A 14,795-nucleotide genomic window follows, 5' to 3' on the forward strand; every position below is an offset into this window, starting at 1 on the left:
GGGCCTGGACAACGAGCTCTTCTACATGGACAAGACCATGATGGTCTTCGGCGATGCGAAGAAGGTCGTCGAGGAGATGGTGAAGGCCGTGGAGTAGCGGCGCATTGCAAAGGAGACAGACATCATGCAGGTGACGGACATCCTCTCGTCCAAGCAGGGCGCGCTGCGCACGGTCCACCCGGAGACGCCGCTGTCGGCGTGCGTGATCCAGATGGCGGACGAGGACCTCGGCTCGCTGCTGGTGGTCGACGACCATGCGCGGCTGGTGGGGCTGCTGACCTTCCGCGAGGTCATCCGCACGCTGGCGCAGCGCCAGAAGGAGCTGCGCCGCGGCCCGACGCCGCCGGTGGCCGAGCTGCGGGTGAGCGAGGTGATGGAGCGCGCGCCCATCTCGGCCACGCCCGACATGGAACTGCAGCCGCTGCGCGCGATGATGATCCGCCACCACCAGCGCTACCTGCCGGTGCTCGATGGCGGGCGGCTGGTGGGCGTGGTGTCGTTCCACGACATCGCCAAGTCGGTGTACGAGGAGCAGCAGTTCGAGAACCGCATGCTCAAGGCCTACATCCAGGACTGGCCGGCGGAAACCTAGCACGCCAGGCCGTGCGCCTGCGCCGCGGCGCAGGCCGCCGCCTCATGCGGCGAGCCGCGCGATCCGGTCGCCGGCCTGCGCGATGCGCGTGGCCAGGGCTGCCACGCAGGGCTGGAACCCTTCGCTCAGGTCGCTGCATCGCTGCAGGCGGGCCAGGAAGTCGCGCGCCATGGCCAGGGCTCGATGCCAGGCCGGCGCAGGCACGTCGCTCGAGACGGCGAGGGGCCACTCGCGAAGGGGGAGGTCCCCCCCCGCCGTCGGCGCGAAGGCCATGCAGGTCATGTCGTACGCGGGTGCGAGCTGGTAGGGCCGCCCGTGCTCCGACATGAACGAGAGGTTGCCGCCGTGCATGTCGGTGTTGGCGATGAGCACACCGAAGGCCCACAACACGTCGGTGCCGGCCACGGCATCGTGCGTGACGACGCCCGCGCTGGCCAGCGCCCGCACCACCTGCGGCCAGTGGTTTGCGCTGCCGACGAACTCGGCGTCCAGGGCGGCGATCGAGAACAGCGCGCGGCGGCCCGACGGGCCCTCCCTGTCGAACCGGCGCACTTCCAGGAAGCGTTGGCTTCCATGGATGTACACGGTGGACCGGGCCGCAGCGACACCCTGGCCGTGCAGCACCTCGAGAGCCAGGTGCTCGGCCTGGAGCAGGTCACGCCAGCGCTCGCTGACCGGTGTGTCGGTCAGCGCCGTGAACTTCACGATGACGTGGGCCGGCCCGTCCCCCCCCTCGGCGAATGCCGTGAACTTGGGCTGCTCGCCGCCGGCGGAGGATCCGTGGTGCTCGCCCCGCGCCGCCGCTGCCGCGAGTCCGGCGTACACCCGGGCCCTGCCCTCCAGGGGCACCGGCTGCGGCGGGGCCGTGTTCACGAACAGGTCGCGTGCAGCCTGCCCGATGAGCAGGTTCCCCGGCAGGTCGCTGCCCTGCAGCAGCAGGGCCTGCAGCACATGGCTGTCGTTCCAGTCCTCCAGGCGGGCCGGCAGGCCGAGCTGCCGTCCGTGCTGCTGGTTGTAGGCGCGGCCGAGGTAGCCCTGCGGCCGCATGTCGTACAGCCACCAGGGCAGGCCATCGGTGTGGACGCAGGCGCCGTCGCACTGCGCCATGACGAAGCCCCCCGGGCATACCGGGATGAGCGTGCCGAGTTCGCTCAGCCGGCCGTCTGCCGAGACACGGTAGACCGGTGCCTGGAGGGAGATCCGGGAGGCGTCGCGAAGCGCATATTGAATGGATCGGGCGGCGCCAAAAGGCACCAGCTCGTCACCGAGCGTTTTTAATGCGCGCGAGAGCGTGGGCTGGCTGACACCCAGCGAGGCCATCAAGGCGCGCGGGGGGGCGGGCTGCGCCTCGGCATCGCACGCGCGTGCTCCCCCAGTTGGCCTGCAGCCGAGTTCGCGACAATGGATGGTTTTCTGAATAGATACTTGAATCATACGGACGCGTCGAGCAGCGGGCTGCGCACCGCGGTGCAGCCGCTCGCCTGCTCGTAGGCGTGGCCGAGTTGCAGCACGGCCAGGTCTGCCCGGGGGCGGCCCATCAGCTGCAGGCCGATCGGCAGCCCCGTGGGGCCGAAACCCGCCGGCACGGCCAGCACCGGCAGGCCGGCCATCGTGCCGCCGATCACCACCTCCATCCAGCGGTGGTAGGTGTCCATCGCGCGGCCGGCGATGGCCTGGGGCCAGTCGAGCGCGGCGTCGAACGGGAAGAGCTGCGCCGAAGGCAGCACGAGGTGGTCGTACCGCGCGAAGAGCCGGTTCAGCGCCTGGTACCACGCGCTGCGCACGACCGAGGCCGCATGCACGTCGGCCGCGGTGTAGCGCAGGCCCTGCTCGACCTCCCACACCGCCTCGGGCTTGAGCTGTTCGCGCAGCTTCGGGTCGGCGTGCACCGCGCCCAGCCTGCCGGCCACCGACAGCCCGCGCATCACGAGCCAGGCGTGCCACAGCCGCTCCATCGCGAAGGGCGGGTCCACCGGCTCTACCGCGCAGCCGAGGGCCTCGAAGTGCTTCAGCGCCCGGGTGCAGGTGTCGAGCAGGCCGGGCTCGGTGGGCAGGTGGCCGCCGAAGTCGCCCAGCCAGCCGATGCGCGTGCCGCGCAGGTCGCGGTCCAGCGGCTGCGTGAACTGGGCCGGGTCGCCGTCGAGCGACAGCGGCGCCCGCGCGTCGAAGCCGGCCTGCACCGACAGCAGCAGCGCCACGTCGGCCACGCTGCGGCCCATCGGCCCCTCGGTCGAGAACTGCTGGAAGAACACATCGGCGGCCGGCCCCTGCGGCACGCGGCCGAAGGAGGGGCGGAAGCCGAACACGTTGTTCCAGCCGGCCGGGTTGCGCAGCGAGCCCATCATGTCGCTGCCATCGGCCACCGGCAGCAGGTGCAGCGCCAGCGCGACCGCCGCGCCGCCGCTGCTGCCGCCGGCGCTCTTCGATGGATCGAACGCGTTGCGGGTGGTGCCGAACACGGCGTTGTAGGTGTGCGAGCCCAGGCCGAACTGCGGCGTGTTGGTCTTGCCGACGAAGAGGGCGCCCGCGCGGCGCATGCGCTCGACGACGATGGCATCGCTGCGCGGCACGTGCCGCGCCAGGGTCGGCGAGCCTTGCGTGGTCGTGATGCCGGCGGTGTCGGCCAGGTCCTTGGGGGCCTGGGGGAAGCCGTGCAGCGGGCCCATCGATTCGCCGCGCCGCAGCTGCGCGTCGCGCTCGTCGGCCTGCTGCAGCAGGCGCTCGGGATCCTGCAGCGAGACGATGGCGTTGGCCGCCGGATTGAGGCGGGCGATCTGCGCAAGGCAGGCGTCCATCACCTCGCGGCACGAGACCTCGCGCGCGTGCAGGGCCCGCGACAGCCGCGTCGCCGGCCAGCCGGTGAAGGCGTCGCTCACCGCCGCTCCTGCATGGAGGCGACCTGGTCGCGGATCAGGTGCCCCGCGATGCTGAAGCGCGGCGGGATGCCGGGCAGCTCGCCGATGCGGTACCACGCGGCGTGCTCGATCTCGTCGGCCTGGGGCACGATCTCGCCGCCCGCCCATTCGGCGGTGAACGCGACCATCAGGCTGTGCGGGAACGGCCAGCTCTGGCTGCCGAAGTAGCGCAGGTTCTTCACCTGCACGCCGACCTCCTCCTCGACCTCGCGCGCGACGCAGTCCTCCAGCGATTCGCCTGGCTCGACGAAGCCAGCCAGCGCGCTGTACATGCCGGGCGCGAAGTGCGGGGCGCGGGCCAGCAGCAGCTCGCCCTCGCGCCACACCAGGGCCATCATCGCCGGGCTGATGCGCGGGTACGCGGTGTGGCCGCAGGCCGGGCACACGCGGGAACGCTCCCGCTCGTGCGCTTGGGTGGGGGTGCCGCACACGCCGCAGAAGCGGTGGGCGCGGTCCCACTCCAGGACCTGGGCCGCGCGCCCGGCCAGCGCCATCAGCGGCGCCGGAAACTGCATCATCGCCGCACGCAGGGGCACGCGCCGCCAGCCGGGCGGGGCCTCCGCGAGCGCAAGCGTCCAGCAGTCGTGGCCGTCGAGCCGGCCGAGGTAGTGGCGGGGTGCGTCGATCGCGCCGAACAGCGTGGGCGCCTGCGGCGCGAGCGTGTCGGTGTCGGCCTCGGGCAGCAGCAGCTGGTGGTCGACGAACACGAAGTGCCAGCCGAGCGCGGTGGTCTGCGTCGGCGGCTGGTGGGCGGGGATGAAGGGCATGGTGCGTGGCGTAGGGCAGGCGACGCAGCGTAGCGCAGGCGCGCCAGCCGTGCTGGCCGCCCCCCGCCGGGCGGGTTCAGGGGCGACGTGCCGTCAGGCCCTGGTGGCCGTCGCCGCGCAGCACCAGCGCGCCGTCGGGGGTGCGCTCGATGCGCAGCGGCGTGTCGAGCAGGTCGAGGAAGCGGCGCTCCTGCGCCATCAGCGCCGGCGGGCAGGCCCGCAGGGTCGCCACGACGTGCGAGACCACCAGCCGGCCCTGCTCGACACGGTAGCTGCCCCCGTACTGGTTGCAGGAGGCCAGCCCCGCGACCCGCCCGTCAATGCCGAAGTGCAGCGTGATGCGCGAGCGGTCGACGATGCCGGCCTTGTCCAGGTCCTCGACCACCCATTCCGGACCGAGGAGCGCGGCGCCGGGCGGCGCGGCCGGCGGCGTGGCGCAGCCGGTGCCGAAGACGGCGCCGCCGGCGGCCAGCGCCAGCGTGGCCAGCATGCGGGAAAGCGGTGACATCGACATCTGCGGCCTCGCCGGGCTCCGTGGAAAGCCCCGAGTCTGCCCTGCGGACGGCGTCCCCCGTGTGTCAGACCGTTGCGCGCTCAGAGGTACAGCGCCACCACTTCGGACACCTCGTCCTCCCACTGCACCGGCACCACGATCAGCGCGGTGGCGCCGATGCCGGCCGCCGCGGCCGCCGGCGCGCCGGGCTCGCTGCGCGGGTGGGCGTTGATGGCGGGCATGCCGCTGGCGAAGGCCTGCGCGATCGAGCCCGCGCCGTCCAGCGGCAGGCTGGCGTCGGCCTGCGAGCGGCCGCCGTGCAGCTCGCTGAACGCCTCGACGCGGTGCAGCCGCGCACGGTTCTCGCCCGGTGCCCAGCGCTCGACCCGCTGCGCGAGCGGCAGCGAGGCGCCGGCCAGGAAGGTCAGCACGTGGCTCTCCGCGCTGCGGGCGCCCGCCGGCAGGGCCAAGCCGCGCTGCAGGCCCGCGGACGACGCGTATGCCGCGCGCAGGAAGCGGCCCGTGCCGTCGGTGATGTCCTCCATGAACACGCCCTCGCCGCGCTGCCACGCAAGGCCCGGCAGGCCCACGCCGCGCGGCAGCGTGGTGTCGTGCGAAATCGATTCGAAGGTCTGCGCACCGGGCCCGTAGGCGCCGTCGACCAGCGTCATGTCGGTGGTGACGCGCGGGTCCTGGTGCCAGAGCTCCAGCGCGCTCGCCGCCCCGGCGCCGTGGGCGCAGTAGACGACCAGCACCGCCTTCAGCACATCGCCGGTGAAGAACGGCAGCGCGGCCGCGCAGGTGAAGCCGGCCGCCTGCGCGGCGGCTGCGCGGCGGAAGTGGGCCGCATCGAACTGCCTGAGCAGCTGTGGCCGGCCTTCGTCCCACGCGCGGCCGGGCAGGCCTTCGCCGCGGCCGAAGCACATCGACTGGCTGATTGCCTCGAAGCGGCGCGCGGTGCCGAAGGCGCCGGCGCGGTATTCGAGGAGCTGGCCGTCGTCGCTGGGGGCCCAGACTTCGGCGGCCCGGATGAAGGTGGTGGTCATGGGGCGCTCTCGCGAAGGTGGGGGGGTCGCCCCGGGGCAGCAAGTTGCGCGCCCGCTTGCGCCGGGCCACGGCGCCCTCAGCCGGCCCACCACCTCGGCAGCAGGCGCTGCACCGCGGGCCGGCCGAAGCGGTCGTCGATCAGGTGGATCACGCCCTCGTCGCTGGTCGTGCGGATCACGCGGCCCGCGGCCTGCACCACTTTCTGCAGGCCGGGGTAGAGGTAGGTGTAGTCGTGGCCCTGCGCAGGGCCGAAGCGGGCGGCCATGCGCTCGCGCATGCGCTCGTTCACCTCGTTGAGCGGCGGCAGCCCGAGCGTCGCGATGAAGGCGCCGATCAGCCGCCGTCCCGGCAGGTCGATGCCCTCGCCGAACTGCCCGCCGAGCACGGCGAAGCCGACGCCCCGGCCGTCCGCCGCGAAGCGGGCGAGGAAGGCCTCGCGCTCGGCGGTGTCCATGCCGCGCGCCTGCTGCCACTGCGGCACCTGCGGATGGCGCTCGGCCAGCAGCGCGGCGGCCTTGTGCAGGTAGTCGAAGCTGCTGAAGAACGCGAGGTAGTTGCCGGGCCGCTCGGCGTACTGCCGCGCGATCAGGTCGGCGATCGGGGCGAGCGAGGCCTCGCGGTGCTGCCAGCGGGTGGAGATGCCGCGGGCCACGTGCACCGCGAGCTGCCGCGCCTCGAAGGGCGACTCGACGTCGACGGCCACGGCGTCCTCCGGCAGGCCCAGCAGGTCCCGATAGAAGGCCGTGGGTGCCAGCGTCGCGGAGAAGAGCGTGGCCGTGTGCGCGGCGCCCCAGCGCGGTGCCAGGAAGGGCGCGGGCAGCAGGTTGCGCACGCACAGCACGCTGGTGTCCTGGGTCCGCGGGCCCCCGCCGCGGCGGGTGAGGTCGAACAATGAGTGCTCGCCGAAGCTCTCCAGCAGCCGGGCGAAATGGTTGGCATCGAAGAAGAAGCGCAGCAGTTCGCTGTCGACGCCGGCCGGTTGCTCCGCCAGGTGGTCGGCGATCGTCGCGATCGCCTGCTGCAGCGTGGCGGCGACGTTGTCGGGCGTCTCCGCGAGCGCCTGGTAGTCGGCAGGGTGCGCCTCGTTGACCGCGGCCCAGGCCTTGTGCAGGCGGTTGAGCGCGCGCTTGACGGGGGCCGGCGCCTGCCGCCGCACCGCCTGCAGCGCAGCCTGGTCGAGCTCGGCCGTGTACATCGCACGGGCACGCTCCACCAGGTTGTGCGCCTCGTCCACCAGCACCGCCACGCGCCAGTTCTCGGCCCGCGTGAGCCCGTGCAGCAGTGCGCTGGTGTCGAAGAAGTGGTTGTAGTCGCCGACCACCACGTCGGCCCAGCGCACGAGCTCCTGAGCGAGGTAATAGGGGCAGACGGCGTGCCGGCGCGCCACCTCGCGCAGCGCCTCGCGCGGCAGCGGGCCGGCCTGCACCGCCTCGGCGCGCGCGGCGGGCAGACGGTCGTAGAAGCCCTTCGCCAGCGGGCAGCTCTCGCCGTGGCAGGCCTTGTCGGGGTGCTCGCAGGCCTTGTCGCGCGCGGTGAGCTCCAGCACGCGCAGCGGCACGGCCTGCGGCGCCGGGCCGGCGATCAGCGCCAGCGCGTCCAGCGCCAGCTGGCGCCCCGAGCCCTTGGCCGTGAGGAAGAAGACCTTGTCGAGCCGCTCGCCCGGCGCGGCCTTCAGCAGCGGGAACAGCGTGCCGACCGTCTTGCCGATGCCGGTGGGCGCCTCGGCCAGCAGGCAGCGCCCGCGCACCGCGGCGCGGTAGACGTTCTCGGCCAGCATGCGCTGGCCGCGCCGAAACTCGCCGTGCGGAAAGCGCAGCGCCTGCCAGGCGGCGTCGCGCGCGGCCCGGTGGGCCATCTCCTGCGCCGCCCAGCCGGCGAAGCGGCCGGCCTGCAGCGCAAGGAACGCTTCCAGCGCCTCGGCTTGGTGCGTCTCGACGAGCGGCGTCTCCTGCAGCGTGTCGACGTGGAAGTACACCAGCGCGAGCTCGATCTGCGTGAGGCCGCGCGCGCGGCACAGCAGCGCGCCGTAGACCTTCAGCTGGGCCCAGTGCAGCGCACGGTGGTTGGCGGGGATCGCGTCGAACTCGCCGCGGTAGGTCTTGACCTCCTCCAGCCGCCGCCGGACGGGGTCGTAGCCGTCGGCACGGCCGCGCAGACGCAGCTGCCCGTGCTCGCCCGACAAGGCCAGCTCGGCCTCGTAGCCGGCGCCGCGCCGTGCGGCCACCGTGGCATGGCCCTCGATGCCCTCCTGCGCGGAGGGCGACGGCGTGAAGCGCAGGTCCAGGTCGCCCTGCTTGGCGGTGAACTCGCACAGCGCGCGCACCGCCACCGCATAGCCGGGCGCCGCTGCGGGCGCGGGCTCGCCTGCGGCCGCGCCGTCAGCCGACCTGGCTCTGGAGGTAGTTGTGTTCACCCAGCGCCTGCAGCAGCCTGAGTTGCTGTTCGAGCCAATGCGCGTGGTCTTCCTCCGTGTCCTTGAGCATCGGCAGCAGGACGTCGCGGGTGACGAAATCGGACTCGTGTTCGGTCAGCGCGATCACCTCGCGCAGGTGCGTGACCACCGACAGTTCCACCGCCAGGTCGTTGGCGAAGACGCTGCGCACGTCGGTGCCGACGTTCAGCGCGGCCGGCGTCATCCGCGGCGTGCCGTCGAGCATCAGGATGCGATGGATCAGCGCCGACGCGTGGGCCGTCTCGTCCTCCATCTCGTGGGCGATGCGCGCGGCGGTCTTCGTGAAGCCCCAGTGCTCCAGCATGCGGGAGTGGATGAAGTACTGGTCGCGTGCGGAGAGTTCATTGGCGAGCAGCGCGTTGAGCGCGTCGATGACGGCGGGGTGGCCTTGCATGGGCGGTCCTGGGAGGTTGGAAATGGGGTTCGCCATCATGGCTTGCCCGGTGGTGTCGGGTGGGGCAGGCCGGCAAGCTCTGCGATGCAGTCCGGGCGGGCATCCCATTTGCCCTTATGCATTCCCCTGATTTTCAAGGAGCCACCATGGAAAAGAGGATTCATCTGCTCGAGACGCAGCGCATGTCGGGCGACGACGGCAAGTCTTACGTGATCCACGGCTACGAGCACCTGGCGCGCCTGGACGGCACGCCGGACTTCGAGGACCGCTGGGAACCGACGGGCCAGGTGGAGTACCGGCTCGACTCGGGCGAACGGATCGAGGTCGACCGCTCGGGTGCCATGCGCGTCGCCAACACGGGCGTCAAGCTGAGCAGCTGACGGCCCGCCCCAGCATCAATGACTTGGGGTCATTTCTCTTCCGCGTGGCAGTGCGAAACGGCGCAGCCAACCTGTTGACTTTGGTGCGTCGACGGTCAGTCACGCGAAAGCGATTCTAGGGTCTTGCAATGGAGGCCCGCAGCAACATAAGGGCTCGGCCGCGCTATACAGGTGTGGGGGTACTCTTCATTGGTCCTCTCTCTTGACCAGCGTCGCGTCCGGGCTCTTTTGAGTCGCCTCGATGTCGCCACAGCGATGCGGCCTCCGAACTGCCAGGGTCGCCGGCGGCAACGGGCGGTAACGGGCGCGCGCAGCAGTCCGGTACGGACTGCGGGGAGCCGTCCTGGTGGGCCGTAACTGCGAGCCCGGGGCGCCGGCGGAATGGCCGTTGCGAAACCGGCGGGGGGCCAAGCCGCGCCTCCCGAACCCGAGAGGGGGCGGGTTGCACGCCCGCGCAGCGGTCCTCGAAGAGGAGGCTGGGGGCTGCGGGAGGCGCCCCGAGGGCTGGACACGAAGTGCCTCTGCCCGCTGGAGCAATTGCCGCTGCGCAGCAGCAATTTCGCGAAGGCAGGCACGCAAGGAGCGCGGCGACCCCCGCGCGCAGGCCGACGCCCTCGGGGGAGGGGGCCGTAGCCTTGCTGATAGGTGCGGGCACCGGTAAGCACCCGAGTGAGCAAGCGGTTAGCTAGCCATCGTCGTCATGCTTCGGGTCAGCAGTGCGACCAATTGCGCCTGCCGATGCGTGCCCGTTTTGGCCAGGATGCGCTTGAGGTGAGTACGCGCTGTTCCGATGCCGATGCCCATATCCGTTGCGATATTCTCTGGTGACTGTCCCCGCCCCAGGGCGACCGCGACGGCGGCTTCCGTGCGTGTCAACCCGAACAAGTCGCGCAGCCGCGCCACATCAAGTGGCGCTTCAGGATCACGGAGGAAGACCAACACGGCGGGCCTCTCTTCGCCGAAGGCGCCCGAGGCCGGCCGCAGGGGGGCGACCTCCAACACCAACGGCATCCGCCGAGACCTGGGGACCAAGAGTGCCGAGCCAGGTTTGCCCACTCGGCCGTGTGCGGTCTCCCATGCAGCATGTACCAAGGTGGACAGCTTGTCTGTCAGCATGGGGTGATGAAGTGAAAGGTGCCCACGGACAACGACCAATTCCGGGCACGCACGCATCAGCGTCTCAGCCATTGCGCTTACATGGAGGATGCGACAAGCGCCATCCAAGATCAGGGCGCCCGTATCGAACCTGTCCAGCGCCTGCATGGCTACCGAATGCTGTTGAGCGAGGGTGGCACAGTGTTGCCCGAGCCGAAGCGCACGTTGCAGGTGCGGCAAGACCACCGCCGCCTGCCGGCGCTCCTGGTCGGTATAGGCCCCGGCGTCACGCGGGCGGTGGATTCCCAACACCCCCACTGCGCCCTGTGCGGTGAGGAATACCGCACCAACCAGATGGTGGATGCCCAGATACGGCAGCCACTCCCGGTAGAAGCCGCTGCGCACTTGCTCCTCCGGCGTCACCAGGTCCTCGTCCGTAATGATGCGCGACATGCCATAGGCCAGCGACCGCTCCACCCACAGGTCACGGCGGTGCCATTCGTCGGCCCAGGCCTGGTCGCGCTCGGGCACCACCAAATTGCTGGTGCATTCCAGCAAGCTCACTTGGCCGCTGTCCCCGTGCAGCTTGACCACGGTGCTGGTTGAACCCAGAGCTTGCGCAATCCGCGAGGCGGTGCCAGGCCACAAGGCAGCGTCCAGCGCCGCGTCGTAGAGATGCGAGATGAGGGCCGACAGGCCGGCTGCTTCTTGGGCGGGCAAGGACTGCATGACCGATTTCTACCCTATTTGGGAGACGATTTCCGATTGGTAGTGTGATAGCTTAATTAGCCAAGGTCTTTCCGATTGAGCATGCAACGATGAGAGTCTCTCATTCAGACCAAATTACTTCCATCTGGCTCATGCGCCTCGCAGCGGCGATATTCGGAGGTGTGATTTTCTCGGTCGCGTTTGCGGCCGACTTGGAACTTCCGCCTGACGTATACGGCAACTATTCGCCTGGCGGCGACTGCGCGAAGCAGCCGCGCATCATCGTGAACAAGGCCGGAGTTCATCTTGACACGGCGGTGGGCAAGCGCGGCCCGCTGCCGGTCATGGTCAGCTACACCTTCGTGGGTGGTGCACGCTACAGCGGCATCCAGATTTGGGCGTTGGTCAAGCATGGCGGCAGGAACCGATGGGGCGACGACAACACCCCTGTCATTCTGACGTTCAACGCGGACGAAAAGCGCGGCGCGTTGACGGCTGAACTGGAGAACCCGGGGAAAGAGCGTCCGGTAACGCTCGACGGTCCCCTCGCGAGCGTCGCTCAGGCAGGCCGCTTCCGTCTATGCAGTACGCAGGCCAAGTAACGAACGATGTCAGTGGACGACTTGGCCATGGCGCTCTCCTGCACAGCGGCGAGTCCATGCACTGATCTCCGGCTTGCGTTCCCGTCAAGTACGGGCGGCGCTCGCTGCGGCGGAATCGGTCTTTCGCCGCGGTAGGCGCAAGGCGCCTCGCTGCCCCCTCTCATCGTTAGATTGAATCTGGAGTGAGAAGATGAAAAATGCCGTTCGCACATCGACCCTACGCGCTTGCACCTGTCGCAACTGGTTTTTGACAGCTATCGCCGTGGCTGGTGCCAGTATTTTTCCAGCCACGGCCCAAGCGTTCGATGTCGTTGGCGTGCGCCCTGGCATGACAGAAGCTGAGGCGATGTCGGCACTCACCGCACACCGGCTCGGCATGCGAGTGCAAAAGCGCAGCATGAACTACAACTTCAGAGACGGCGTACAACAACTTAACACGGAGTCATTTCTACACGAGGTTTTGGTTACCTATGACGACGCACAGGGCCGCGAGGATTTCAGGTTGTATTTCTCTCCCCTGCCAAGCGCGTCGCGAATAGTGAGTGTTTCTAGAAACGTGAGCTTGAAAGCGCCGCCAACTCAGGCTCAACTTGGTGCGCAATTGATCCAAAAGTACGGTGCGCCCACAGTGACCGGAAAGAGTTACGCTGACCTCAATTTGACCTGGGGAGAATCAGGCAAACCCATGTGCTGGCGCTCAAATCCCAAAGCGACGGTCATTGGCGACGGTCAAGGAGATATTACGGACTACTTGAGAAAAGAGCAGGCCAAAGGGAAGGTGCCGAATGACTTTTCGCAATGTGGACTGGCCGTGGCCGCAAATCTGGTCGGGGAGCCTGTTCGACAGCTCGTCGTGCGCATCACCGACTACGGTGCATGGGCGACAAGCCAGCAAAAAGCAAAGGAATGGGTGGAGCAGCAGCGACAAGAAGCCGTCAAGGCTCGCCTTTCCAAGGGTGACGGGCCAAAGTTGTAAGAACGGCGCCGGTGCACATGCCCGCCTTTGTCGCGATGGAGAGACCATGAAAGCACTCGGAGTATTGGTGTTCACCGCACTGATGGGAAGCGTAGCTGCCGCAAGCGCACAGACGATTTCAGCTGAAAAGTGGGACATTGTGGGCGTCAAAATCGGCATGACCGAAGCCGAAGTGGCCGCTGCCGTCAAGGCGTTCGATGCGAGTGCCAAGCAGGTGAGCAGGCGCATGGCGCACTTTCCGTACTCCGATGGCGTGAACGGTTTTCAAACGCCCGCGTTTCTCGACGAAGTGGAGTATCGCGCCGGCGATTCCAGGCTCCGGGTGTGGTTTGCGGCACCGCCAGCGGAGCCTCGGTCCTACGCCGTTCATCGCTACTCGACGGGCAACAAGACGCCGCCAACGCGCGAACAGTTTTCGGCGGCACTCACCTCCAAATACGGGCCTGGCCAAAGTCACTATCTGGCGAATACAGGCAGCAACGTCATGCAGTGGAGTGAACAAGGCAAGCCCGAGTGCGCGGTCAGCACCAATGCACGGGTTGTCGTGGATAGCAGCCCTGATACCTTGTTGCCACCGAGAGCGGTAGAGGTACTCGAGGGCCTGGGTCGCGCCCAGCATCCGAACCTCCGCAAAACGATGGGGGCCTCTGTCGATGTGGCTCGCTGCGGGGTTGTGCTGCGCTATGTGTGGGGCGGCCCGGCAAACGACCCGACGTTCCCAATTCCGGAGTTCTACGTTTGGTTGGTCGACCAGGGGGGCATGGTGGTGAAGAACCGCCAGTCCATGCAGTGGGTCAAGCAGCTTGAAGCTGACGTTGCTCGCAAGCGGCAAGGGCAAGGTGCCACGCCTAAGTTGTGAGCGAGTCGACAGGCAGGTAGCAACGCGGCTTCGAACCCTCCATCAGTTCGCCTGGCTGCGAGCGTTCGAACTTGGCAAGCTGATGGGGGCGGGCATGGCGTCCCGGCGCCAGTGGCCGACCGGTGATCGCGCGCGACCCGCCCGGCGGCGCCGCACGCGCTGGTCCTGGCGACCCTTGGGTGCGAGTGCTGACAGAGCAAGGCGTCATGGCCGCCAGCGAACGGGACATCGGCAAGCTGAACGAGGGCGGATGGATGCCTCCCCTGACCTGGCGACATCACCTGCTGGCCGCAGGCGCCTTGTGCGAGTTGCCCCGGCCCGTGGGCGAGGTCGTGGAGCCGACCAAGTAGGCCACATGGCACTCGACGAAACGGCCCCACGCGCGGGGCCGTTTCTTCGTTTGGCGGAAACGGTGAGATTCGAACTCACGGAGGGGATCAACCCTCGGTGCTTTTCAAGAGCACTGCCTTAAACCGCTCGGCCACGTTTCCCTCTTCGGGACGGAATTTTATGGGTTGCAGGACTGATTCCCGCAACTTACGGAAGCGGCTGAAAAAACTCCTTGTAAATCAACGCGCTTTGGAGTGGTGCAACGGCTTTCAAGACCGGTGCAATCGACCACTCTGCCAAGCTTCCGGGGATCGCAGCCCCGGATTCTCGCTCAGCTGGCGCGGCTTCAGCCGGGCACGGCCGCCTGCGTGCAGGCCACGCGGTGCAGCTCGCGGCGCCCGCCGTCCACGCGCATCGCGGTCAGCGTGCCGCCCCACACGCAGCCGGTGTCCAGGCAGAGCAGGTCGGCGCGTTCCACGAAGCCCAGCGTCGACCAGTGGCCGAACGCGATGGGCACGCCGGCGGTCGCCCGGCCGGGCACGTCGAACCACGGCACATGGCCGGGCGGCGCGGCGTCCGCGCCGTCCTTCGTCTTCAGGTCGAGCGCGCCGTCTGCGGTGCAGAAGCGCACCCGGGTCAGCACGTTGACGATGAAGCGCAGCCGGTCGGCGCCCGCGAGGTCGTCGTGCCAGCGGCGCGGCTCGTTGCCGTACATCGTCCGCAGGAAGCCCGCCGGGTCGCTGCCCTGCAGCATCTGCTCGACCTCGCCGGCCAGCGCCAGGGCCTGGGCCGCGTCCCAGGTGGGGGCGACGCCGGCATGCACGCACAGCCAGCCGGCCTGCATCAGCGCGAGCGGCCGCTGGCGCATCCAGTCGATCCACCGGTCGCGCTGCGGGTCGTCGAGGATGTCGCCCAGCGTGTCGCCTGCATGCTGCGGCCGGATGCCGTAGGCCACGGCGAGCAGGTGCAGGTCGTGGTTGCCCAGCAGGGCTTCGGCCGAGCTGCCGAGCGCCTGCAACCGCTTCACCGTGGCCAGCGACGACGGGCCACGGTTGACGATGTCACCCAGTACCGTGAGGTGGTCGCGGGAAGGGGAGAACGCGATCTCGGCGAGCAGCCGCTCGAGCGCATCGCAGCAGCCTTGCAGGTCGCCGATGAGGTAGTGCATGGACCGGATTCTGCTAC

General features: G+C 69.2%; 16 protein-coding genes and 1 tRNA gene. 7 read left to right on the forward strand and 10 right to left on the reverse strand.

The window, feature by feature from the left end:
- Both V4F39_RS07880 and V4F39_RS07885 read left to right on the forward strand, forming a co-directional pair.
- A partial coding sequence (locus V4F39_RS07880) for an NAD(P)(+) transhydrogenase (Re/Si-specific) subunit beta (RefSeq protein ID WP_332289104.1) occupies positions 1-97 on the forward strand: 97 nt, incomplete at its 5' end.
- A 27-nt stretch (positions 98-124) separates the two neighbouring features.
- Complete coding sequence (locus V4F39_RS07885; protein ID WP_332288769.1) at positions 125-592, forward strand: CBS domain-containing protein; 468 nt, start codon at positions 125-127, stop codon at positions 590-592.
- A gap of 42 nt (positions 593-634) precedes the next feature.
- Here V4F39_RS07885 and yjjJ read toward each other — a convergent pair whose 3' ends face one another.
- The 7 genes from yjjJ to bfr form a co-directional block, all read right to left on the reverse strand.
- The gene (yjjJ, locus tag V4F39_RS07890) at positions 635-2,026 is read right to left on the reverse strand and encodes a type II toxin-antitoxin system HipA family toxin YjjJ (RefSeq protein WP_332288770.1); all 1,392 of its coding nucleotides are present in this window, start codon (positions 2,024-2,026) and stop codon (positions 635-637) included.
- The gene (locus V4F39_RS07895; RefSeq protein ID WP_332288771.1) at positions 2,023-3,468 is read right to left on the reverse strand and encodes an amidase; all 1,446 of its coding nucleotides are present in this window, start codon (positions 3,466-3,468) and stop codon (positions 2,023-2,025) included. Before V4F39_RS07895 ends, yjjJ begins: the two co-directional genes overlap by 4 nt.
- Positions 3,465-4,274 (reverse strand): NAD(+) diphosphatase, encoded by an 810-nt coding sequence (gene nudC, locus V4F39_RS07900; protein WP_332288772.1) that lies wholly within the window; start codon positions 4,272-4,274, stop codon positions 3,465-3,467. Before nudC ends, V4F39_RS07895 begins: the two co-directional genes overlap by 4 nt.
- Before the next feature lie 76 nt (positions 4,275-4,350).
- Positions 4,351-4,782, reverse strand: a complete 432-nt coding sequence (locus V4F39_RS07905) for an META domain-containing protein (RefSeq protein WP_332288773.1) — start codon at positions 4,780-4,782, stop codon at positions 4,351-4,353.
- An 86-nt stretch (positions 4,783-4,868) separates the two neighbouring features.
- Positions 4,869-5,813, reverse strand: coding sequence for a GAF domain-containing protein (locus V4F39_RS07910; protein ID WP_332288774.1), 945 nt, complete (start codon positions 5,811-5,813; stop codon positions 4,869-4,871).
- Between the two features lie 77 nt (positions 5,814-5,890).
- The gene (locus V4F39_RS07915) at positions 5,891-8,143 is read right to left on the reverse strand and encodes an ATP-dependent DNA helicase (RefSeq protein WP_332289106.1); all 2,253 of its coding nucleotides are present in this window, start codon (positions 8,141-8,143) and stop codon (positions 5,891-5,893) included.
- Between the two features lie 49 nt (positions 8,144-8,192).
- A complete protein-coding gene (gene bfr, locus V4F39_RS07920) occupies positions 8,193-8,660 on the reverse strand; it encodes a bacterioferritin (protein ID WP_332288775.1) in 468 nt (155 codons plus the stop codon).
- Between the two features lie 146 nt (positions 8,661-8,806).
- Between bfr and V4F39_RS07925 the strand changes: the two genes are divergently transcribed.
- Positions 8,807-9,040, forward strand: coding sequence for a hypothetical protein (locus V4F39_RS07925; protein WP_332288776.1), 234 nt, complete (start codon positions 8,807-8,809; stop codon positions 9,038-9,040).
- Positions 9,041-9,721: 681 nt separating this feature from the next.
- Here V4F39_RS07925 and V4F39_RS07930 read toward each other — a convergent pair.
- The gene (locus V4F39_RS07930; RefSeq protein WP_332288777.1) at positions 9,722-10,864 is read right to left on the reverse strand and encodes a helix-turn-helix transcriptional regulator; all 1,143 of its coding nucleotides are present in this window, start codon (positions 10,862-10,864) and stop codon (positions 9,722-9,724) included.
- An 89-nt stretch (positions 10,865-10,953) separates the two neighbouring features.
- On the opposite strand from V4F39_RS07930, the gene V4F39_RS07935 reads away from it, so the two are divergent.
- The 4 genes from V4F39_RS07935 (at position 10,954) to V4F39_RS07950 (ending at position 13,630) form a co-directional block, all read left to right on the forward strand.
- On the forward strand, positions 10,954-11,445 hold the full coding sequence (locus V4F39_RS07935) for a hypothetical protein (RefSeq protein ID WP_332288778.1): 492 nt from the start codon (positions 10,954-10,956) through the stop codon (positions 11,443-11,445).
- A gap of 190 nt (positions 11,446-11,635) precedes the next feature.
- Complete coding sequence (locus V4F39_RS07940) at positions 11,636-12,421, forward strand: hypothetical protein (protein ID WP_332288779.1); 786 nt, start codon at positions 11,636-11,638, stop codon at positions 12,419-12,421.
- A 46-nt stretch (positions 12,422-12,467) separates the two neighbouring features.
- The gene (locus V4F39_RS07945) at positions 12,468-13,280 is read left to right on the forward strand and encodes a hypothetical protein (RefSeq protein ID WP_332288780.1); all 813 of its coding nucleotides are present in this window, start codon (positions 12,468-12,470) and stop codon (positions 13,278-13,280) included.
- Between the two features lie 206 nt (positions 13,281-13,486).
- The gene (locus V4F39_RS07950; RefSeq protein WP_332288781.1) at positions 13,487-13,630 is read left to right on the forward strand and encodes a hypothetical protein; all 144 of its coding nucleotides are present in this window, start codon (positions 13,487-13,489) and stop codon (positions 13,628-13,630) included.
- 51 nt (positions 13,631-13,681) lie between these two features.
- On the opposite strand, the gene V4F39_RS07955 is transcribed toward V4F39_RS07950, so the two are convergent.
- Together V4F39_RS07955 and V4F39_RS07960 are read right to left on the reverse strand one after the other, a co-directional pair.
- A tRNA-Ser gene (locus V4F39_RS07955) sits at positions 13,682-13,771 on the reverse strand.
- 185 nt (positions 13,772-13,956) lie between these two features.
- On the reverse strand, positions 13,957-14,778 hold the full coding sequence (locus V4F39_RS07960; RefSeq protein ID WP_332288782.1) for a symmetrical bis(5'-nucleosyl)-tetraphosphatase: 822 nt from the start codon (positions 14,776-14,778) through the stop codon (positions 13,957-13,959).
- Between the last annotated feature and the right edge of the window lie 17 nt (positions 14,779-14,795).

Source organism: Aquincola agrisoli (genome assembly GCF_036621135.1).
In the GTDB taxonomy this organism is placed as follows: Bacteria; Pseudomonadota; Gammaproteobacteria; order Burkholderiales; family Burkholderiaceae_C; genus Aquincola; species Aquincola agrisoli.